The organism is Shimia sp. W99 (assembly GCF_053851455.3).
The window spans coordinates 1-19,194 of record NZ_JBSQBU020000003.1 but is presented as its reverse complement, the minus strand read 5'-3'; the positions used below and the strand labels follow the sequence as shown (position 1 = coordinate 19,194).

General features: G+C 51.3%; 17 protein-coding genes and 1 pseudogene. 11 read left to right on the top strand and 7 right to left on the bottom strand.

Annotated features, from left to right (window positions below):
- The first annotated feature begins 92 nt into the window (after positions 1 to 92).
- Positions 93 to 3,068, top strand: coding sequence for a Tn3 family transposase (locus ACS3QZ_RS19675; protein ID WP_456039434.1), 2,976 nt, complete (start codon positions 93 to 95; stop codon positions 3,066 to 3,068).
- A gap of 57 nt (positions 3,069 to 3,125) precedes the next feature.
- Here the strand turns inward: ACS3QZ_RS19675 and ACS3QZ_RS19670 are convergent.
- The 3 genes and pseudogenes from ACS3QZ_RS19670 to ACS3QZ_RS19660 all read right to left on the bottom strand — a co-directional run.
- Positions 3,126 to 3,293, bottom strand: a pseudogene (locus tag ACS3QZ_RS19670) (helix-turn-helix domain-containing protein); the annotation flags it as partial.
- A gap of 227 nt (positions 3,294 to 3,520) precedes the next feature.
- Complete coding sequence (locus ACS3QZ_RS19665; protein ID WP_456039433.1) at positions 3,521 to 4,330, bottom strand: class I SAM-dependent methyltransferase; 810 nt, start codon at positions 4,328 to 4,330, stop codon at positions 3,521 to 3,523.
- Positions 4,331 to 4,562: 232 nt separating this feature from the next.
- Positions 4,563 to 5,141 carry a hypothetical protein gene (locus ACS3QZ_RS19660; RefSeq protein ID WP_456039432.1) on the bottom strand — a complete coding sequence of 193 codons (579 nt, stop codon included), beginning with the start codon at positions 5,139 to 5,141 and terminating at the stop codon, positions 4,563 to 4,565.
- 1,347 nt (positions 5,142 to 6,488) lie between these two features.
- Here ACS3QZ_RS19660 and ACS3QZ_RS19655 point away from each other — a divergent pair.
- Positions 6,489 to 8,636 carry a hypothetical protein gene (locus tag ACS3QZ_RS19655; RefSeq protein ID WP_456039431.1) on the top strand — a complete coding sequence of 716 codons (2,148 nt, stop codon included), beginning with the start codon at positions 6,489 to 6,491 and terminating at the stop codon, positions 8,634 to 8,636.
- A 283-nt stretch (positions 8,637 to 8,919) separates the two neighbouring features.
- Here ACS3QZ_RS19655 and ACS3QZ_RS19650 read toward each other — a convergent pair whose 3' ends face one another.
- Entirely contained in the window at positions 8,920 to 9,231 is a 312-nt protein-coding gene (locus ACS3QZ_RS19650; RefSeq protein ID WP_456039430.1) for a bactofilin family protein, read from the bottom strand.
- Positions 9,232 to 9,559: 328 nt separating this feature from the next.
- Between ACS3QZ_RS19650 and ACS3QZ_RS19645 the strand changes: the two genes are divergently transcribed.
- Together ACS3QZ_RS19645 and ACS3QZ_RS19640 are read left to right on the top strand one after the other, a co-directional pair.
- Positions 9,560 to 9,916, top strand: coding sequence for a hypothetical protein (locus ACS3QZ_RS19645; protein ID WP_456039429.1), 357 nt, complete (start codon positions 9,560 to 9,562; stop codon positions 9,914 to 9,916).
- 616 nt (positions 9,917 to 10,532) lie between these two features.
- Positions 10,533 to 10,865 (top strand): hypothetical protein, encoded by a 333-nt coding sequence (locus ACS3QZ_RS19640; RefSeq protein WP_456039428.1) that lies wholly within the window; start codon positions 10,533 to 10,535, stop codon positions 10,863 to 10,865.
- A 233-nt stretch (positions 10,866 to 11,098) separates the two neighbouring features.
- On the opposite strand, the gene ACS3QZ_RS19635 is transcribed toward ACS3QZ_RS19640, so the two are convergent.
- Positions 11,099 to 11,500 carry a hypothetical protein gene (locus tag ACS3QZ_RS19635; RefSeq protein ID WP_456039427.1) on the bottom strand — a complete coding sequence of 134 codons (402 nt, stop codon included), beginning with the start codon at positions 11,498 to 11,500 and terminating at the stop codon, positions 11,099 to 11,101.
- A 389-nt stretch (positions 11,501 to 11,889) separates the two neighbouring features.
- Here ACS3QZ_RS19635 and ACS3QZ_RS19630 point away from each other — a divergent pair, with 389 nt between their 5' ends.
- From ACS3QZ_RS19630 to ACS3QZ_RS19605, 6 genes are all read left to right on the top strand, one after another.
- Complete coding sequence (locus tag ACS3QZ_RS19630; RefSeq protein ID WP_456039426.1) at positions 11,890 to 12,963, top strand: hypothetical protein; 1,074 nt, start codon at positions 11,890 to 11,892, stop codon at positions 12,961 to 12,963.
- Positions 12,964 to 12,980: 17 nt separating this feature from the next.
- A complete protein-coding gene (locus tag ACS3QZ_RS19625; RefSeq protein ID WP_456039425.1) occupies positions 12,981 to 13,319 on the top strand; it encodes a hypothetical protein in 339 nt (112 codons plus the stop codon).
- 141 nt (positions 13,320 to 13,460) lie between these two features.
- Positions 13,461 to 14,231: a hypothetical protein gene (locus ACS3QZ_RS19620; protein ID WP_456039424.1), complete on the top strand. Its 771-nt coding sequence runs from the start codon at positions 13,461 to 13,463 to the stop codon at positions 14,229 to 14,231.
- A gap of 20 nt (positions 14,232 to 14,251) precedes the next feature.
- Positions 14,252 to 15,070, top strand: a complete 819-nt coding sequence (locus tag ACS3QZ_RS19615; RefSeq protein ID WP_456039423.1) for a hypothetical protein — start codon at positions 14,252 to 14,254, stop codon at positions 15,068 to 15,070.
- 296 nt (positions 15,071 to 15,366) lie between these two features.
- Entirely contained in the window at positions 15,367 to 16,053 is a 687-nt protein-coding gene (locus ACS3QZ_RS19610) for a nucleotide-binding protein (RefSeq protein ID WP_456039422.1), read from the top strand.
- Between the two features lie 12 nt (positions 16,054 to 16,065).
- Positions 16,066 to 16,359 (top strand): hypothetical protein, encoded by a 294-nt coding sequence (locus tag ACS3QZ_RS19605; protein WP_456039421.1) that lies wholly within the window; start codon positions 16,066 to 16,068, stop codon positions 16,357 to 16,359.
- A 229-nt stretch (positions 16,360 to 16,588) separates the two neighbouring features.
- On the opposite strand, the gene ACS3QZ_RS19600 is transcribed toward ACS3QZ_RS19605, so the two are convergent.
- Both ACS3QZ_RS19600 and ACS3QZ_RS19595 read right to left on the bottom strand, forming a co-directional pair.
- The gene (locus ACS3QZ_RS19600) at positions 16,589 to 16,843 is read right to left on the bottom strand and encodes a WGR domain-containing protein (protein WP_456039420.1); all 255 of its coding nucleotides are present in this window, start codon (positions 16,841 to 16,843) and stop codon (positions 16,589 to 16,591) included.
- 167 nt (positions 16,844 to 17,010) lie between these two features.
- Entirely contained in the window at positions 17,011 to 17,430 is a 420-nt protein-coding gene (locus ACS3QZ_RS19595) for a MarR family winged helix-turn-helix transcriptional regulator (RefSeq protein WP_456039419.1), read from the bottom strand.
- A gap of 225 nt (positions 17,431 to 17,655) precedes the next feature.
- On the opposite strand from ACS3QZ_RS19595, the gene ACS3QZ_RS19590 reads away from it, so the two are divergent.
- Positions 17,656 to 19,194: AAA family ATPase (locus tag ACS3QZ_RS19590; RefSeq protein WP_456039418.1), on the top strand; the 1,539-nt coding region annotated here is incomplete at its 3' end.

Here is a 19,194-nt window from a genome sequence, read left to right as displayed (position 1 = left end):
CCGACTTCCCGTTGTCAAGCCATATTGACGGACGGCGCGGGAGGCTCCGCCAAACGAGCGTTTCACGGACATCGATGGGAAGAGGGTAGTTTATGGCACGGCGACAATTATTGGCGGCAAGTTTTTGGTCTCGGTTGATGGCGCCGCCCTCGGAGGATCGAGAGGTTGCGATGTATTGCACGCTTACCCCGGACGAGATCGAGGCTGTTGCCAGAAAGCGAACCGCGGCCGCCCGTCTGGGCTATGCCGTGTCATTGGCTTATCTGCGCCATCCCGGGCGGGTTCGTGAGGTTGGAGAACAGCCCAACGACGTTATGCTGGCCTTTCTTGCAGATCAGGTTGATGCCAGCGCTTCCGATCTGGCGGTCTATGATCAGCGCCCGCAAACGCGACGCGAACATATCGGGCAAATCATAGCTCGGTTCGGATATCAGGCCTTCACAAGATCTCTCGTACGGGAACTTGTTCATTGGCTGACACCATCTGCAGGAGAAGACCCGCGGGCAGAGCCTTTGGCAATCTCGCTGATCGAAGAACTGAGAAGGCGGCGTATCCTGGTCCCCGCGCGTCGTACCGTTGAACTGATTGTCAGGCACGCGATCCAGCGCGCGGAAAATGTCAGGATATCCGCTCTGACCGGAGATCTGCATCCGGATCACCACGATACTCTGCGCGCGCTGATTGCGCCCCCTGAATCAGGCGAGGTGTCGACGCTGAGTTGGTTGAAGGCAGCACCCAAATCAGCGTCCGCCAAATCCCTCAAGGCTGTTCTGGATCGCCTGATTGTGGTTCGAGCAATCGGCCTGCCTGCCAGTTTGCGTCAAAACATCTCGACATCGACGCTCGACAGTCTGGCCGGGGAAGGTTTGCGGATCACGGTGCAAAACCTGCGCCGTTTGGCCGTGCCACGGTTGTGGGCGGTTTTGTCGGCCGCCTGCCTGCGGCTGGAAGAACAGCTCACCGATCTCGCACTGGATATGTTCGACAAATTGCTGGGCCGCAGCTTTCGAAGGGCGGAACAGCAAAGTTCCGACAAAGCGTCCCAGCTCCTGATGGACATCATCCGCCCCTTGCAGTCTCTCAAAGACTTCTGCCGTGAAGCCCTGACGGCCCGTCTGCAAACCGGCGATCTCAACGGGATGCTGGACACCGCCAATTGGGATGAGATCGAGAGTGCGACATCCGCAATTGAAACTGCCCTGGGAGACGGAAAGCCCGACAAATACTCCGAGCTCATCGGAAAATATCAGACGGCCCGTCAGTTTGCGCCCCTGATAATAAAGGTGTTCTCCTTCAAAGGCGCGGCAAGTGCCGCCAGCCTTCTTCGTGCGGTGGATGTTTTGCGCATCATGTACAACACGAACAAGCGCAGCCTGCCTGACAACCCTCCCACCGGGTTCATTCGGAAGGTCTGGCGTCCATTTGTCTTCTCTGCACCAGGAGAGATCAACCGGCGCGCATACGAGCTGTGCGTCTATTTCGAATTGCGAGATCGGCTTCGGGCCGGGGATGTCTGGGTCGAAGGAAGCCGGCAGCGCCGAAACTTCGATGATCGGCTCATCCCCAAGGCTACCTTCGAGATCTTGCGTACCGAGGGATCGCTGCCGATCGCCGCCGCGGCGGATGCAGAAACCTATCTTGCGGAACGGCAACAGCAGATTGAGGAGGCCATGGCCACTGTCGCGGCCCGGGCCGAAGCGGGGACGCTGCCGGATGCCGTCATTCAGGGTGGCACCCTGAGCATCACCCCGATCAAAGACGAAACGCCTGAAGCCGCCACGGCCATGAGCCGTCTGGTTTATGGGCAATTGCCACAGATCAAGATCCCCGACCTGCTGACGGAGGTTAACGCCTGGACCGGATTTGCGGAGTGCTTCACCCATTATCGCTCGGGCAGACCGGCGGAAGATCAAAAGGCGCTGTTTGCCGCCGTCCTGGCCGACGGTGTCAATCTGAGCGTATCCCGCATGGCGGCAGCAACCCACAATCTGTCCGCCCGGCAGATCGCATGGGCTCATGACTGGCATTTGCGTGAGGAAACATATTCAAGCGCGTTGGCCTGTTTGGTCGACATGCACCGCGAACTCCCGCTGGCCAAACTCTGGGGGGATGGCGTGACGTCATCCTCAGACGGGCAGTTCTTCCGGGCCGGTGGCCGCGGTGAGGCCTCTGCGGATATCAACGCAAAATACGGGCGTACACCGGGTCTCAAGTTCTACACCCACATCTCCGATCAGTTCAGCCCGTTCCACTCAACGGTCATCACCGCCACAGAAAGCGAAGCACCCTTCGTTTTGGATGGTCTACTTCGCCACCAATCCGGTGTCGCAATCGAAGAGCATCATGTGGACACTGGCGGCGCGACAGACCATGTCTTTGCGCTGTGCTATCTCTTGGGGTTCCGCTTCGCGCCGCGCTTGCGAAACTTCAAGGATCGCAAATTGTACCTTCTGCCCGGCATGAAGCCTCCGGCCATCATGACACCCTTCATCGGCGGCACCATCAAGGTCGGTCACATTGTCGACAACTGGCGCGAGATTCTCAGGCTGGCGACGTCCATCAAGGCCGGGACCACCACCGCATCGGCGATCCTTAAAAGCTTGTCCGCTTATCCCAGGCAAAACGGACTCGCCATTGCCCTGCGCGAACTGGGGCGGTTGGAGCGGACCCTCTTTGCCCTGGAATGGATGCGCAGCCTGGAACTGAGAAAAAGAACCAGCGCAAGTCTGGCCAGAGGCGAAGCCCGAAACGCCCTGGCACGTGGGGTCTTCTTCAACCAACTCGGTGAAATGCGCGATCGCAGCTATGAGCATCAGATCCACAAAGCATCCGGTCTCAACCTCCTGGTCGCCGCCATCATCCTGTGGAACACCAAGTATCTGGAAGCCTCAGTCACTGATCTGAGGAAAAACGGCGTCGCCATCCCGAATGACATCATCAAACACATCGCGCCACTTGGCTGGGCCCATGTCGGATTGACAGGGGACTACCTCTGGAACATGAACCCGCCATTCAGCCCAGATCGCCTCAGGCCACTTCGGAAAAATGATCTTCGCGATGCCGCATGAGTTCATGTTTCGTTCGCGCGAACCGGACAATAATGTCACTTTTATGCAGTGACCCCATTTGGGCATGCACTCATCGCTGAAATAGTTCCGCTTGATCTCGCGGTGGATCGTGGCTTTCGAACGCTTCAGCACACGCGCCATCTCGGCGACAGGGACCTTTGCATGTCGCCAGCGTTCGATTCTGCGGCGTTCCTCAATGCTCAGTTGCGTGTAAACAGCTCCCATGGCACAATCTCCTCATTAGATAACTCATTGTTTTCCAATAGGAGTCGCACTTGAAGGTAGCGCACACCCAGCGACTATTCAAAATCGCATAATCTATCTTATGTTAATTTAATTAACGTAGCGGTCATTCGCTACGTTAAGCATCGACGGCAGCTATGCGGGACAAAGGAGACACGGGTTTTTTTCAGTGAAGGTCCGCTATCCTGTGCACCGCCAACACGATGTCGCTAGGCTTTGGTTGCGCAAACCAACAGATAGGGCCAACGCATCTTGATCCCTTCGTCGTCACGAAATGCTTCAGCGCCATCTCTGATGTCGTTGATTATTGCCTGCTTGGCGTCTGAGGCCTGCGCGTCAATGAGCATGGGCGCACGGACAATCCCCTTGTAAAGTAAATCGAGCAAGTCGTCGCCAGTCTGGCCGCGCCAGATGGCGACCTTCTTTTGACAGGTAGCCGAAACGAAGCCGGAGGCCAAAAGCACCTTTTCTGCTTCTGCGGCCTGTGCAAATCGAAACGGCGGCGGCGCGGGGGGTAAATCTACGTCCATCGTCCCGTGTTTGTTGATTGCGTTCATCAGCAGGCCCATCATGTCCCACCCTTCGTCAGGTGGAAGCCAAGCGGTATAGGAATAGGACCCGCCCGGCTTCAGCACGCGGGCAGCCTCGGAAATGGCGCTGTCCGGATCAGCGACGTGCCACAGCCCAAAGGCACAGGTCGCCGCATCAAAAATCGCGTCTTCAAAGCTCAGCTTTTCGGCGTCCCCGACTTCAAACCCTGCTGCCGGCACACGTGACCGAGCAATGTCGATCATCGGTTCTGCAAAATCCACGCCCGTCACTTTTGCACCACCAAGAGCAGCAGCTTCAGCCAGATCTCCAGTGCCACAACAGATATCAATCAAACGACACCCAGAGAGATCCCCCAATCTCGCAAGCAACGGGTCAATCGCCTGTCGGGTTACACTGGCGAAATGATCGTCGTAAAAGCGGGCCTTCTCAGCCCATCCTTGGTGTTCCAATTCTTTGAAGCTAGCCATGTTTCTTTCCCATTTCCCACCGTAATTAATAAAGACTACACGAGAAATGGGCAGTGGGCGAAATGCCGACATTCGTCGATGGCGCAGCATCCGTGACTCTGGGCTCATTGAAGCCATTCGCCGCGTGACTGGCCAATGACTGCAAAGGGGTCGAAACCGGACAGAAAGGCGTGGCATTGGCCGTCATAGTTTGCAAGGCTCTGCGCACGAAAATCTTACCGCTTAAAAAGAGTTAGCTGTTCATAGACATCTGGGACAAGCATTCCTGGCAGCACCGATGTTTAATCTCACAAAGCTCCAACGCCTTATTCACGATCTTAAGTCTTGAGCGATCCGCTTGAGGCAAGTTGGTAAGTTTGACGGTGGCTGGTCTGCCCCGCCCATTCTGATCCCACACACATTTGCTGCATCTCAGTGACAAAACGTCTCCCAAATTCCGACAACTAAAAAAGTACACCTCGGCACAAGAAAGACAGCCGTCTTTCCCTTCAAATTCTTGAAGAGCGCCTTCGATAAGAGGCTCCGCACTTAGCCAGACCTCGGCAAATCGCTCGAAGTCACCGTGATCCTGGTACTTTTGCAGTAATCGGTTCATTTGAAACAAACCAAATGACGAGGTGATAGCCTGCCAAATGGGTTCGCGCTTTTCATGTACATGGTACAGTGGCACGCTATATGCCTCAAAGCTTCGCTGTAGGAGGTCGCCGCTCATAAATCCCAAGCCATGTTCTTCATCATGGATGAGCGTCGAGGCCAGTTCCGAGGCACATTTTGTGACACTCAAAGAGTGCCGGTCATACTTATCGTTCATTTTCAATTTTTCCGTTCGATCCTCCCTATCAAAGTATCAGAAATTGACACCCGAACTGTTAAGTGGGGATTAACGAAAGTGGAACGGCTCCAGAAACGACTGCAGACCACCTTTATGTGCCATGTATGTAACGATCTAACGCTCAAAGTTACCTACAGAGAACATTAAAGCCTCTTTCAAGCAGACTCCGGCGCAGGCGGCTAAGCAAAGTTTCGGTAAGTTCCTTTTCCTGCTTAGGGCCTGTGATCCGTGCGGCCTGCCCTTCCTACTGACATTTCAGCCTTGTTCTCGAGATCAACTTCAGACCATATCGCCTAGGAAAGAAATACAGTCTTGAGGTTTTCTTTACGCGCGCAACCCATCAGACGATGCAATGGATAACCCGGGTTTCAACAAGGTATTGCACAAACCCACCTGCTGAGGGGACGGATCACGACCGCCGTCTAATCTAACGCACAAGCCATTTTGCTCGTCATCAACATTTCAAAACACCCCCATGGGGTATTTGATTACCGGTTCGGACAGGGAAAGCCGTTGCGGATTGGTCGGGTTTGTTCCGCGTGGCAGAAATGAATGAGTATCCGAACATCGCCAAGACATCTTCGCACCTTCGGCCTCCGTCGAAGGCCAATCCTGTTAGGCTTCCTCTCCATCCTGAATCCTGAAAGTTCCTGTTCCTGTTCAGATCCGAAACGACTTGCCGGGAAATCACCATTTACCCGTTTTCTTATTCTGTAACTTCATTTCGGAAAATTTTTGCTTTCCCTTTTTGAGTATCCGAAAAGCCAAAAAGGGGAGTTTGTTCATTTACTTCCTGAGCGCCTTTTCTTGGGCTTACTGAAAAGTCAGGGATTCAAAGTTTCTTCGGTCTTCCAGAGTTTCTATTCATTTGGAGATATATGGTTTCACAAATGAGAAGACGGGCTTGCTAAATAGATATTGGAATCCAATATATGTCAGTGAAACCGGATTTCATAAAACAGTCTGGAATCCAATATATCTCGCGACAATCCTGATCTTGTCCTTTTTGTAATTAGAAGGGTACCGGTACACCTTAAAATAAAGGGTGATCCGCCAATTCCATCGGAAAAACACCCCTTAAAAACGGACATTGTTCGGAAAAATCCCCCTCGAAACTCCATCAATTGGCCGAAACCGAGGAATCATACATTCTTAAAAAATGATCTCTAACAGAAAATTGCGCACAATCGGAAAAAAGCCCCCGAAGCATAGCGTCGCAGAATTTCTGATGAGGTCCGATTTGTATTGCGGCAACAGTTTTGGCACTTGCAAACACAAAAAACCCTACCAACATTTCTATTTAGACACTCAAATAGAAACAACTGCATGAACTTCCGAATTAAAGCTGGCCGAAACTCGTCGAAAGACCTGAAAGTTCCGAACGATAACCATACCCAGACCCAAATTGCCAATGATCTCGCCGCACAACGGAAGAAGTTGAAGGCAAAGCTTTCCACACCGTCAACACATGGACGTCGGTCAACCGAAACAGGAGAGATCCAGTCGCCGCAGGATTGGGTACTTGAAGGGATGAAAGACCCCTTGTTTCCCGAATATCCGTTGCCGATTGATTTAAGTGACATGGACCCGGGTTCACGCATGACGTTGCACACATTGAAGCTCATGCACCTTGTTTTCGCCACGGCGGTCCACGCAGGAAAGCAGGAGGTTTTCCTCAAGAAGAAGACAATCTCCTCCTTCATTTCTGCATCTGACAAGCCTGTTGCTTCAAAAGACACCAAGGCAGCTGTTCAACGGTTGTCAGAAGTCACGATTGAAATGTCGACCGTTGGAATCCTGGATGGAAAATCACAGTTTGGGCGTGAAAGAAAACGCGACACCCGCAAGAGGGTTGCTATTCTTTCCGGAGTCAACGACAGCAAGCGACTGGTCGTCATCTTCAAGCTTTCTGATGACATCTTTGAGACACTCATGAAGCCAAGGATGTGGACATATATTGGTCTCGATAAGATCCACAAATTCAGGTCTTCAAACGGACTTTCTCTTTTCACGGCTTTCAGCGGACTGATCGAGCTTAGAAAACGTCATCAAGGTTTGCACAAGTTTTCAGTTAGGAAGCACTCAAAGGGTATTGACGTAAAAAAGGGTAAGGCAATTGATCCAAAGTTCGAAAGAGATTGGGATCCAAACGGTGTGGATGTGGCTCTGGATGACCTTTCAAAATGGGTGGGAATGTCCGAGACCATCGGCGGGACGGAACCTAAACGCATTCAGAAGCGTGTCATTCAGGCTTGCAAAAGCAATGAGAGAGTCTTTGGGTCGATTGTCGAGAACCCAGAGGTTTTTCAGCTGTCTCCTGGTGCTATTTTTGGAGAGGAGTTTCTGGGCAGCAGAAAGACCTTTGCTGCCCAGCATGGTTACATGGCGTTCAGTTTCACGGAGCCTAAGCGCCCAGCTGAGTACATGCAGACCAGCAGAGAAGCCACAGAATGGTTCAAATTGGCTTCCCGCAATCCTGATCTCTACGTTTCCCCGGCCGGCTTCCAGATTGCACTGAGAAAGGCGGGGATCTTTGATGGCGTCAAGAGTTCTTTCTTGATTCACAATGCCTGGAAGCATTTTGTTTGGCAGAACCGGAACGCCGACATTGCCAACAAACATCTTTTTAAGAAATTCAGTGATGAGCTGGTAGCCGCGGGCGGGTTCACCGAGATCCCGAATGAGGAGCTGAAGCAGGCGCTCGTTTATTGGGAATGTGGGCTGGTTGAGGCTCAGCCGGCAGAAACCCCAGTTATTGAAGCCCCGCTCGAAGAGCCGGCACCAGAAAAAGCAGAAGCTCAGACAATGAGACCAAGACGCTTGAATTTGAAGAGACCAGTTCGCCGCCAAGCGCCCGCGAACCCAGTTGAAGAACCAGTTACAGACGAAACTGAACAAGTGTCTGTAACTCCAGAATCTGAGAAAGAGACAACTGCTTTCAAGGATCCATATACGGAGGGCGAAGGACCCGCGCAGGGACAACAGAGACGCCACCAGTGCTACAAAGTGAGCGATTTCCCAGGCTGGGTCATCAAAGATTTCAGTGTCTTTTCTGAAGAAGACATGACCTTAGCGAACAGAAGGTATCCGCTGATCGAAGCTTCTGAAGAGCAGAGACGCCGAGTGGGGTTGCTCTGGGAAGACATTCCAGAGAACCGTGGTTTCCGTCCACGCCAAATCAATGGCAGCTTTCAACACATCAACCTGAATTACAGGCTTCCCGATTATGAAGCTCTGGTGTTCACAGATGTCAGAGATGGAGACGGGAACATCACGAGATCCGTGTTGTCTTCCAGCGAAATTGCTGAAGGTATCATTAATCCAAAAGATTACCCTTTCCGCCGCGGCAAAGTCACGTCGGAACAGGATACGCAATACATGCGTCGGATTGACGAGATTTCAAAAATGAAACGAAGAAAGCCAGCGCTGAAAAGATCCCGATCAACGAGCGTTCCGGATTTTGTAAGGCGTTGATCGTCGGCTTTGGGTCAAGACCCCCCAAACCTACAGCTCTAGTAGAAAGTCTAATAATCAGTGCTCGGCACAAGAGTTCGCTTGATGGCATCGGACAAGTTGGAAACTAAACTTTCCACTCAAGATGGGGTCATTGCTGTGCCTTCCAGAAAGCCAGCTCCAATTGACTTTGCTCAGTGCCAAAGGGAAAAATCGGGCGGCTATTTGGTGTTCAACTGGCCATCGCTTGTCAGGGGGGTGGTCCGAACTATTTGAGAATATCAATTTTTTCCTGCAGCTTCTTTTATTGGCTGATTATGCTCAGTTTCCCTTTGATCGTTGCCCCTTTTCGGGTCTCCAGTTGCGCAGCTTCGATGTCTGCGTTGCACTCGGCTCCTGAATGAATCTCAACAGATGTTGCTTTTACTGAGCCTTCTAAGCGGCCTCGAATGTGCGCTGAAGACGCACTGATAGATCCCTCGACTTGCCCGCCAGCCAGAATGTCGACGGACGCTCCCGAAATATCGCCCTCGACACGGCCAGAGACATCAATATCCGCCGATCCGGTGATATCTCCCAAAACCTGCAATCCTTCCGCGATTACTGTCTTAGCCAAATGTCTCTCTCCATATGTTGCGAGCAGGTATTCATCACGCTTTCCCCAGTAAGCCAAATATTAATAGTGAGTTACGATCAGAAACAACAATGCTCCTAATTAAATTCTCCCGAAACTTCACGAGCGTACCTTGGCTTCAGAACGAAGGAGTCGATCAGAATGAAAGCAAACCGAAACGGGGCCCACGATCCAAATGCGTACACTGTTAGGCCTCGGATACCTTTGAAGTTTAGCAGAGGTCTTCACAATTTCTGGAAAGCAATCGAAGAGCTGAGTGGCCCTGATCACCGAGCACCTTACTGCCCCCGCATGATGGAGGTACTACGCCATGGGTCTTGATCAATACGCATATGTCAAAACGTCCAAGGGTGTCGATGATGGCGACCCCATGGAATTTACCTGGCGTGCCCATTCAATGCTCCACGCATTCATGTCGGAAATCTTCACGGAGCGCACAGGGCTGTCAGATTCTGATTTCAACTGCAACGAACTGGTTCTTGGACCAACTGACATAGAGATATTGGAGAAAGCTGTAAGGAGCGGTGACCTGCCCAAATACTGTTTTGGCCCCGACTGGCAAGACGAGCAGGCTGTCGCTTACCGCGATCAGGACTTGAAGTTTTGCAATTGGGCGAAGGGCGAGATTTCGAAAGGGGCGGCCGTGACATATTCATGTTGGTGGTGAACCCCGGAGTTTCAGGGGCAAATCCACTTCCTTGGGCGAGAGAAAAGTAGCCGTGTTTAAAAAGAGGTCAGTAAGTTGAAATTTTTTTTGCCTGACTCTCCTTCTTGACGCTCATTTCCGCACGTTCAAGATGTCAATCAGGATGACTAACCCAATTTCAGTCTTGTTTTATTGCCAATTTTCCCGCTCTGGGAGAGCCGCTGTCGAGAATTTTCAAAGTGTTAACCTATTTGGTTAACACACTGATATAGTTCATTTTTTTATTGACTTGAGTGGGGGAGTGCGATAAAAAACACTTAGTGGCGCAGTTAGCTGGGTCATTTGTTTTCCCGCCGCATAGGCGGCTTAGAAAAGTCACCAAAGGAAATGTCTCTCTGTAGATATTCCGAACTAAAATTGGCGACTAAGCCATCCTTTTGGGTGGCTCACATGAAACCTTCGGCTTAATTGCCGGAGGTTTTCTTGTTTTCCGCCAATCCAGTGCATTCTTGATTTCCCAAACATGCAACCCGCCCATCATTGCGAATGAGTTAAGGCCATTGGGTTCGAAACGAGTTCCTTAAAGCTGACGAAATTTCACAAGCGTACATCGACTTCAGACCCAATGAAGAAGTCGATGAATATGACCACAATTTCGGAGCGCTACAGCAAGGGCGGGCTCGGCAAGTATTTTACCAAAGAAGATGTCGCTGTAAATCTCACAAAACGGCTTTTTGAGTTCCTTTCAAGCAGACATCTTTTGAATTCCTTTGACGTGGTCATCGAGCCGTCGGCGGGAACTGGAGCATTTCTAACGCCTATGGCTGGTTTCGAGAAGCAGATCTGGGCATTCGACATCGACCCAGCCCCCCTGATGTCGAGGAAACGGACTTCTTTGAATTCAAAACCGCCACCCGCGCTCTGTATCTTGGAAACCCACCTTTCGGACATGCTGCTCATCTCGCGGTGAAATTCTTCAACCACGCTGCCGCCAATGCTGCGCAAGTCATAGCATTCATTCTGCCCAAAACATTTCGGAAACAGAGCGTTCAAAGCAGATTACACAAACAGTTTCACCTGGAGCTCGAATTCGACGTACCAGCAAAGTCATTTCTGCTAGCCGGACAGGAATACGATGTCCCAAGCATCTTCCAAATCTGGATTAGAAAAAACAAAACTAGGGTACCCCAATCAATCTCATCTTCAGCCTGGATTGAATTCACACGTCCAGAAAATGCTCACTATGCGATGCGGCGTGTTGGAAGACGAGCAGGTGATCTTCTTCAAGGCTTGGATCACAGCCGATCCACAACGCATTTCTTTAAGATCACCCACCCTGATGTCTTGGGCATCATACGAGGCAGCGACGAAATCAAAGCCCTGAGCAAAAATACAGCGGGCGTTTACTCGATTGGAAAGGGCGAGATCCGAGATGTCGTGAACCGCGGCATGGCCGGAAAACTTAAATGACCTCCGATCCAAAGAAAACCAAACGAACCACCGACAGAAAACCTGCCTTAAGCCCAAATTGAACTTTGGAAAACGAATTTCTTCTCCCGCAATGAGGGAAGCGGCGTTCCAGTCAGGAAAAAAGTTCGAAAACATCGATGCCCTTGAAACGGCAGCAGGCCTCAATTGAGTGGGTCCACACGGTTTCCGCACCATTCATACCAGCGCTGTCAACAGCACCCACCAGAAGCCCCTCTATTCGCTTTCTAGACGCCATTTTCTTTCTCTTGCAAAAAACTGAGCGTTTGATTTCACGACAGTCAACCCATGCGGGATACTGCGTGAAACTTGCAAGTTGCATGTTGCAAGTTGTTGTTTTTATTACAGTTTTTTATTTACTCCGCTTTGCGCTTAAGCTATAAAAAATCAACGGTCACGCAGGCCGCTACAAATGAGCATCGCCAAATGATGCCAAGAATTGAGGAAGAGAAAATATGGAAAACGTATCATCCGGCCCTCCATGACGAGGCTCTGTTCGATGCCACATGTGGCGTCAAGAAGTTGTCGCAGGCCAACTGAGCCAGACAGCTAAATCACAAGAAATATTACCGAAAACTTTGTGCATCGCCTTGGCGAACCAAGAAGGATGGCGGCGCACCAAAAAACAAAACCTAACAAAGAGGCAAAAAATGTCCGAAGTAAGAAAACTCTCGAGCGATCAAATCCCTGCACAAACGTCAATTTTCGACATCGTAGGGGAGGATGACTTCTGTATCCTATCTAAAGTCCCTATTCCATTGACGCAGGATAGCATTCTAGCGGATCTGTCAGGCGGGTCCCTCAATAGCTATGGCGCGATCATTTCCCATATCTTTTTGAGAAAGTACCGACAGACCGACACACCCATCAGCTTCGCGAAGGATGATCTTCGCTCTGCCGCGGAACATCTGGATATCGACCTTCCGCAAAATCTGAGCGATGTCGTCTATGCTCTGCGCCATCGGTCACCTATCCCAGAATCTATTCAACAAACCGCTGACAAAGGTCAAGAATGGGTCATCGAAACCGTGGGTCGCGGAAAATACTGGCTCATTCAACGTCCCTGCCAGAAGATTGAAGTAGATCCGGAGGCTCTTGTTTTCCTCGTCGAAGATCAAACGCCAAGTGTTGCGCGCGACTTTGGTATGAAAGGCTCCCCGCTACTCGACTACATTCTTCGAAAAAACCTCATTTTGGAACAGTTTCTAGGTTCTCCCGTAGAGCACTTGCAGAGTCATGTGCGCGCCAGTGTCACCGGCGTAGGCCAAGTTGAAATCGGAAGTTTGTTTTTTAGCCAGACAGGTGACGCGATAATCCCAGTTTGCCTAGTTGCCAAGCCTGGTGCATTCAATCTGAATAAGGCCTCGCAAACCATGAAATATTCATCCGAGCATTATGGCCGGTTGGATTGCAGGGCAGTCGTCGCGCAGCTGCTTTCGGACACCAAGGTCGCGCTCTTTGAGCTTCACGGTTCGCCTGAAACCCCGCGTGTGCTGCAAGAAGCGCATTTCACCCTGACACCTAACTCAAAGCAAACCCGCACCAGCTCAATGTGTGACGCGGAAAACAACCGAACATAATCCGGGAAAGGAATTACATGCGACATTTACCGTTCGATTTGTGTCAAATCATTGATGGAAAACGATTTGACACAGGAAATGCCCAGGAGCTCGGCTACTATTGTGAGGGTTACCTGAGCGATTTCAATTTCATTGAAGAAGCTCTCCTTCAAACGTGGAAAACAAAGAGGTTCTTCCTCGCGGGGAGAGGCGGCGCCAGGACCCGATACGCTGAAGATCTAGGGCCCGGAGAAGGAAAATGCCGTGGAAAACGTATCTTTCCCCTTACTGACAAAGAAGCCTTTGAATGGGCCCAACAGAACTTGGAGACCGACGAAATTGAAGAAATTTTCGGGGACATGATTGAAGATGCATAGTGGGTGATTTGCCCGCACCCCTAGTCCCAAAACTCTGAATGCTTCCCTCCTGGGTTTCTCACACGGCGGCATCCAGGCAATCCAAAAACCTTTAAATGCCCAAACGCCAATCCCTTTGGCGAACACGAAAGATATGAGCAAATGAATGATCCACAGCCTCTTATACTGATACACGACCTGGAAGCGCTTCGGGAATACTGCAGCAATACTGCCAATCACTCGAGGGAATTGGTCGAAGATGAAGAAGACATGCCTGAAGTCCTGCTGGACTTGCAATACAGCAGCGGCGCGAACGAACTATCGGCGCAAGTCTTCAAGCTCGGCAAGGATTCGCTCGTATTAAACATCTCATCACGAGATCAAGACAGCATCCATGCAAGAAAATTGACAGAGGCAGAATGGCAGAATGTTGAAGACCAAATTCGTGAAGGGTGGTGCCCACATGGACTGGCGCATGACTTCCAAAGCATCTTTCCACTTATGCGTTACGCTGTGACCGGCAGCGTAATTGCCACGCAGGAAGACATGGAAATTGCCAAATACGAGTTGGTCCAAGGCCGCCATTCATTCGATTTTGACATGAACGAGTTCTTTGGCGTTGAACAGTCGTTTGTCGCGGCAGATCACAGGCAAACGATAAAGGATTTCATCGAAGCGGTCATAAATGAACTGGCCGAAGATGGCGAATACGACCACCTCCGAGAAGATGAGTATTTTCGCTTTGAAGTCGAATTTGATGATGATTTGAAGCCCGAGTTTTCCATGGGTGTCACTTCCGGATGGATGATCGAAGACATTCGAGTTTCCGACTTCATGACCAACAAAGATGCGGTTGTGAAAGCGATTGAAGACTTTTTGGACGTCGTCATCGATTTTGAGTTGGAGAACCGCCGCTCCAAACGCTTTGCGTAGCCAAAATAAAGGAGAAACTCATGGCTGATAGTTGGAATATTGAACGCGTCGAGCCCTACGACTGGGATGAGCCCGCATCCGCTCGACAGCTGGCAGAGGCAATTGCGGCAGGATCTGTCGAGTTCGATCCAGACGTGTCCACAGCGGTATCGAGTGCCATAGATGAGGCGGCACAGGAAATCCTACACCCAACGGAAGTCGACAGCTTTATTGACTACGACGCAGAGGATGAACGAAATTTCGTCGACTTTGGAAATGGATCCATAGGCGTTCATTGGATCGCCGCCCAACTCGTGCAAGGCGGCACTGCTGAAGAAATTGCAAAGTCACTCGTTTCCGAATTCCGTGAATGGCGAGAAACGGAGCTGCAGGACAGGTTTCCGGATATTGATGTGGATCCGCCTGAAGAAGAATACCCAGAGGGCCTGGCAGACATTCTGAATGAAGCCAAATCCAAGATTTCGAAAGGATTTGAGACACTCTACTCAAATTACTTTGTTGTTGGGACGCCCGAGTACAAGCACCGCCTTGAGACCAAAGTGACCTTGTATCAAGGCGGAGAGAAGATTGAAGCCGGTTTGATCTCGAAGGAGATTGTCTCAAATGCGGTAGAACAGCGACATGGTGAGGTGGCTGAGTACTTTGGGAAAATTGCGCCTTCAGTCTATAGGGAAGATGATGGAATTCTTACCACGTTCATGGATGACCACTGGATCGATGCCGGCACCGCTTCTGAGATCGCCGAAAAGTGGCTCGTGGGCTTTGTGCCAGGAACACGCCTTGTCGTGGATGAGTCCTGGAAAGATCGGCTTACGCTTGAAGCGGCGGTCGCCACATAAACCAGTCGCAAAATTCATTGAAGGCAAAGCGCGAAAAGACATCTCCGAAGCCCCAGGTTGCTGAGCCGGGGCTCCTTCCTTTGGATTAACGTGCGCATACTTCAGAATTACCGACTTCGCGTCATCGAGGCATGAAATCTTCTGCCCTCGTAGTTGCCTCCTGACAGGTAAAGGCTTTCAAAAGTAAAGCTTTCTACTTTCTTTTTGAAAACCTTCCTAAATTAAATCATTCCGAAATCCTTTTGATTTACATTCCTTCACAGAGCTCAGGCTCTCAGATTTGAAGGAAAATTATTATGCCAACAGTATCATTTTGCAGCCCAAAAGGCGGCTGCGGTAAGTCCACCAGTTGTATTCTGCTCGCGCTCGAAATCGTCCGGCGCGGCTTGTCTGTCACAATCATCGACAGTGATCCAAAAGGCTGGCTCAGCTCCTGGGCCTCGCTCAAACCCCTGCCCAAAGGTTTGTCCGTTAAAAAGGCGGCTCAGGACGAGCTCACAGAGGCCGCCATGGATGCGGCTGACGATGTCGACTATGTGCTTGTCGACGTCGAAGGCAGCGATGACGCAAGCATCATTGATGCGATAATGGTGTCAGATCTCGTTATTGTGCCATCCCAGGCCAGCCGACTGGATGCCTTGGGTGCGGTGCAAACGCTTAAACAAGTCCGCCGTCGCTCCAGGCTCCTCAATCGAGAGATACCCGCACGCGTTCTAATGAGCTGCACGGAGGCCGGGGCTGTTCAGCATCGGATCACCAAAGAGGTTAAAGGCATTCTAGAAGACGCAGGCGCTCCCTTGATGTCAGTTCAGCTGGCTAACAGGCCCATTTTCAAAAGCATGGCGACATTTGGCGGCGACTATTTGGACCTCCCCGCCCGCCTTCAAGGTAGCTCCCCGCAAAGCGCAAAGGAGAATGTGGCGACCTTCGCACATAAAATCGCTGACGTTCTCACCGCAGAAGTCGCACTAGCCGCAGAGTAAGAGGAAGCGATGATGACACAGTCGGAATTCAGGCCAGCATCTTTAGGCAGCATTGCAGAGGACAGCCCAGATGATTTTAGGTTTCCCAAAGGTGGTTCCGGTCGCAAAAAACTGATCGATGTGGAAGCCCCTCCTCGGACAGGCACACGCCAAAAAAGGAAGAGCAAGAGGGTAAAGCAATTCACAACAAAAGCTGATCCTGAACTGCTCGAGAGTTTCTATGCCGTACTCGACAAAATCGAAGTCAGCACAACAGTTGGCTTCGAAATGGCGGTAAAGGCATTCATCAAACACAACAGCGTGTGAAGCTGGTAAAGCCTTTAACAAGGAAAGGCTTGCAAAAGACTTTCATTTTGCTTTCGAAAGTAAAATTGGCGCGCAAATCGATGTCTTGAGGGGATACCCCCCCTATTCCCGTGAAACAGGAATTGGGGGGGTATCCCCCTGCCCCATCGCGCAGAAATGTTGACAAAGCCAGTAAAAGTCAGGGATTTCGGTTTTCGCTTGCCTGGCCCTTTGTCTGAGTCGGAGAAAATCACTCAAACAACTCAAGCTGAACAGGAATGACACCGTATCCGCGCTCGGATTTCTTCCGCTTCATCCTTAAGAATGCGGCCTTCGCGCCATCCAGGCCATCAAAGTACTCGTGCATCTCGCGGCCTGAAGGGCTTCCGAGACGACCCCACGTCCTCCTAAGGCACCATTCGCCGAAAAGCGTGCGGACAACGGCAAGCTCATAAAACCGCCGCTGGCGCTTGATGTGGTTGATTTTCTCCAAACGGCAGCGCATCCAAAACCCCTTTCTCCAAAGAGTCTAACCCATGTGAATCCGAATTGAATCCCCTCTTTTGCAGTCTCAAGTCGGCGGCAACATCTTGATGCCAATCGGAGTCTGCTTGATGCTAAAGGGCATCACCTCGTTTGACTCTAAAAACAACCGGCCGAACACCAAGGCAATCAATCCAACAACTTTCCTAAGAGCCGATCCAGCTCTTCGAGTTCGGAGCGCGAAAGCTTCTCGGAGTATTGTTGGACGACTTCGCAAACAGCCTGACGACTGTTGCCAGCCAGATCTTTAGATCGATCTGTCAGCTGAATGAGAACGCTTCGACCATCATCTGGATCCTCCGCTCTGCTTATGAGCCCGTCTCGTTCCATTCGAGTCAATGTTGAAACGACCGTCGACTGATCGAGCATCAACGCTTCCGAAATCCTGCGCGGTGGCAGATCACCTTTTTTAAGAAGCAGATCTATAATCAGAAATTGCGCATGAGAGACACGCAGCGGCCGCAGGGCGAATGCAAGCTCGCGGCTTAGCTGCCGATTGAGAGCAGGCAAAGACCTGAGAAAGAGATCTGAAGCACTCGTATCCGACATCACAATCCCCCCTACCCTGTCCTCTCAAAGACCCGATTTTATATTTGATGGCTTGCAATAGAGTTGATGTCAAGCTATGGTGGTGACCCTTAGAAAGGCAAACCCATGCTTCTGTACCTCGAGATCAGCCGCGCGACTGCGGCACGGGAGATATCGAACCCCGTTCGATAGTCACTCACCTGGCAGGCCCGGGTAACTTCCACGATCTCATTTGGAGCATTTGCTGTGACTCAATCTGCAAATACTATTCACTCTGCGAAACCGCAGGTTTCTCCCCTTTTTCAGAAAGCCCTACAGAAGCTCGAGTCCACCAGCGTCGATACATTGACAGCGCCTGAAGTCACGGACGGCCCTCTCTATTCTGATTGGCGCCATGTCTCGAGCTGTATCGATTTTCCTGAACTCAGCGCACTTGTTCGGGTATGCGCGGCCTTGCCGCGTCGCCTCGAAGACATCGCCCGAATTCTATATAAGCCTTCGGCCATCACAATCATTGAGGCACCTGATCCGGACCTTTTTGATAACTGCGCGCACGTTCTCGAGCGGGGCGTTCTTTCCTTGGTTGGGGCAGAGTATGACTACGTGCCTAAGGCACGTGTGTTCACGGAAAGTAAGTCGTCCAATCGCGCCTCTCGGTCTCTCCTCCGGAAGCGGCGCAGTGAAAGTCTGCCGACGGAACTGGTGTCGCAGAGGCCCACAATTGTAGTCGTTCAGAACCGCCAAGACCTTTCCCCTTGTTTGCGGGCAGCGGCAACGGGGTGTTTTTTGCTGCCCTCCTTGTCGGCAGGTGAAGTCAATATTCTTTTCCGCGTGACGCGTGGCATTAGTCTGAAAGCAGTTTTGCCAGATCTGCTGTGCAAACTGCCAGGCGACGAAGCATTGGCTGGCTTGCGGGCTGAAGACCTCTACGCGGCTTTGCGGCAGCCAACGTCCAGCGGAGTTAGTAACGCGCTTTGGCAGGCTGTAAACTCGAAGAACGTTGATGAAGTCGATGGCGCACTCGATCAGGTGATTGGTCTTGGAGCTGCGCGCGGGCAGTTGGAGCAGATTGCCGAAGATCTGTTGAGTTGGAAATCGGGCGATTTAGATTGGTCTGAGTTGACCCGCGGCCTACTGCTTTATGGTCAGCCAGGGGTCGGCAAAACGCTCTGCGCCCAAAAACTTGCAGAGCAATGCGGCGCACATTTCGTACCAGCGAGCTATGCCGAATGGCAGCGACATGGCCATTTAGGAGACTTTCTGGCAGCCATGAACAAGAGCTTCCAGGAAGCGCGGGAGAACGCCCCTTCCATCTTATTCCTCGATGAGATCGACGCCTTCGGGGACCGAAAGACAGCCGCTGGCGACAATGCCAATTACACGCGTTCCGTGGTTAACGCGTTGTTGGAGCAACTGGATGGTGTGGGAAAACATGAGGGTGTTTTGGTCGTTGGCGCGTGCAATTATCCGTCATTTTTGGATGATGCACTGGTGCGGTCTGGGCGCTTTGATCTCAAAATCGAAATGCCCTTGCCCGACAAAGCGAGCCTGGTCGATTTGCTCAAATTGCATCTGAGCATTGAGATCGATGAAGACCTCCTAGCCTCTTTGGCAATGAAACTGGTTGGATCCTCCGGCGCCGACATCGCTGCGCTGGTGCGCAAAGCCCGGGCGCTGTCTCGGCAACGGAAGCGTGTGTTTTCGATGAAGGATCTGGAAAACGTCGTCGCCACTTCGGTTTCCTCCTTGTCGGACAAGGACGTGCGGCGCGCGGCATTGCATGAA

Bases quoted from the DNA above. Each gene is read 5' to 3' on its own strand.
- ACS3QZ_RS19675 (WP_456039434.1), top strand. From the start codon at position 93: ATGGCACGGCGACAATTATTGGCGGCAAGTTTTTGGTCTCGGTTGATG.
- ACS3QZ_RS19665 (WP_456039433.1), bottom strand. From the start codon at position 4,330: ATGGCTAGCTTCAAAGAATTGGAACACCAAGGATGGGCTGAGAAGGCC.
- ACS3QZ_RS19660 (WP_456039432.1), bottom strand. From the start codon at position 5,141: ATGAACGATAAGTATGACCGGCACTCTTTGAGTGTCACAAAATGTGCC.
- ACS3QZ_RS19655 (WP_456039431.1), top strand. From the start codon at position 6,489: ATGAACTTCCGAATTAAAGCTGGCCGAAACTCGTCGAAAGACCTGAAA.
- ACS3QZ_RS19645 (WP_456039429.1), top strand. From the start codon at position 9,560: ATGGGTCTTGATCAATACGCATATGTCAAAACGTCCAAGGGTGTCGAT.
- ACS3QZ_RS19640 (WP_456039428.1), top strand. From the start codon at position 10,533: ATGAATATGACCACAATTTCGGAGCGCTACAGCAAGGGCGGGCTCGGC.
- ACS3QZ_RS19635 (WP_456039427.1), bottom strand. From the start codon at position 11,500: ATGTTTTCGAACTTTTTTCCTGACTGGAACGCCGCTTCCCTCATTGCG.
- ACS3QZ_RS19630 (WP_456039426.1), top strand. From the start codon at position 11,890: ATGTGGCGTCAAGAAGTTGTCGCAGGCCAACTGAGCCAGACAGCTAAA.
- ACS3QZ_RS19625 (WP_456039425.1), top strand. From the start codon at position 12,981: ATGCGACATTTACCGTTCGATTTGTGTCAAATCATTGATGGAAAACGA.
- ACS3QZ_RS19620 (WP_456039424.1), top strand. From the start codon at position 13,461: ATGAATGATCCACAGCCTCTTATACTGATACACGACCTGGAAGCGCTT.
- ACS3QZ_RS19615 (WP_456039423.1), top strand. From the start codon at position 14,252: ATGGCTGATAGTTGGAATATTGAACGCGTCGAGCCCTACGACTGGGAT.
- ACS3QZ_RS19610 (WP_456039422.1), top strand. From the start codon at position 15,367: ATGCCAACAGTATCATTTTGCAGCCCAAAAGGCGGCTGCGGTAAGTCC.
- ACS3QZ_RS19605 (WP_456039421.1), top strand. From the start codon at position 16,066: ATGACACAGTCGGAATTCAGGCCAGCATCTTTAGGCAGCATTGCAGAG.
- ACS3QZ_RS19600 (WP_456039420.1), bottom strand. From the start codon at position 16,843: ATGCGCTGCCGTTTGGAGAAAATCAACCACATCAAGCGCCAGCGGCGG.
- ACS3QZ_RS19595 (WP_456039419.1), bottom strand. From the start codon at position 17,430: ATGTCGGATACGAGTGCTTCAGATCTCTTTCTCAGGTCTTTGCCTGCT.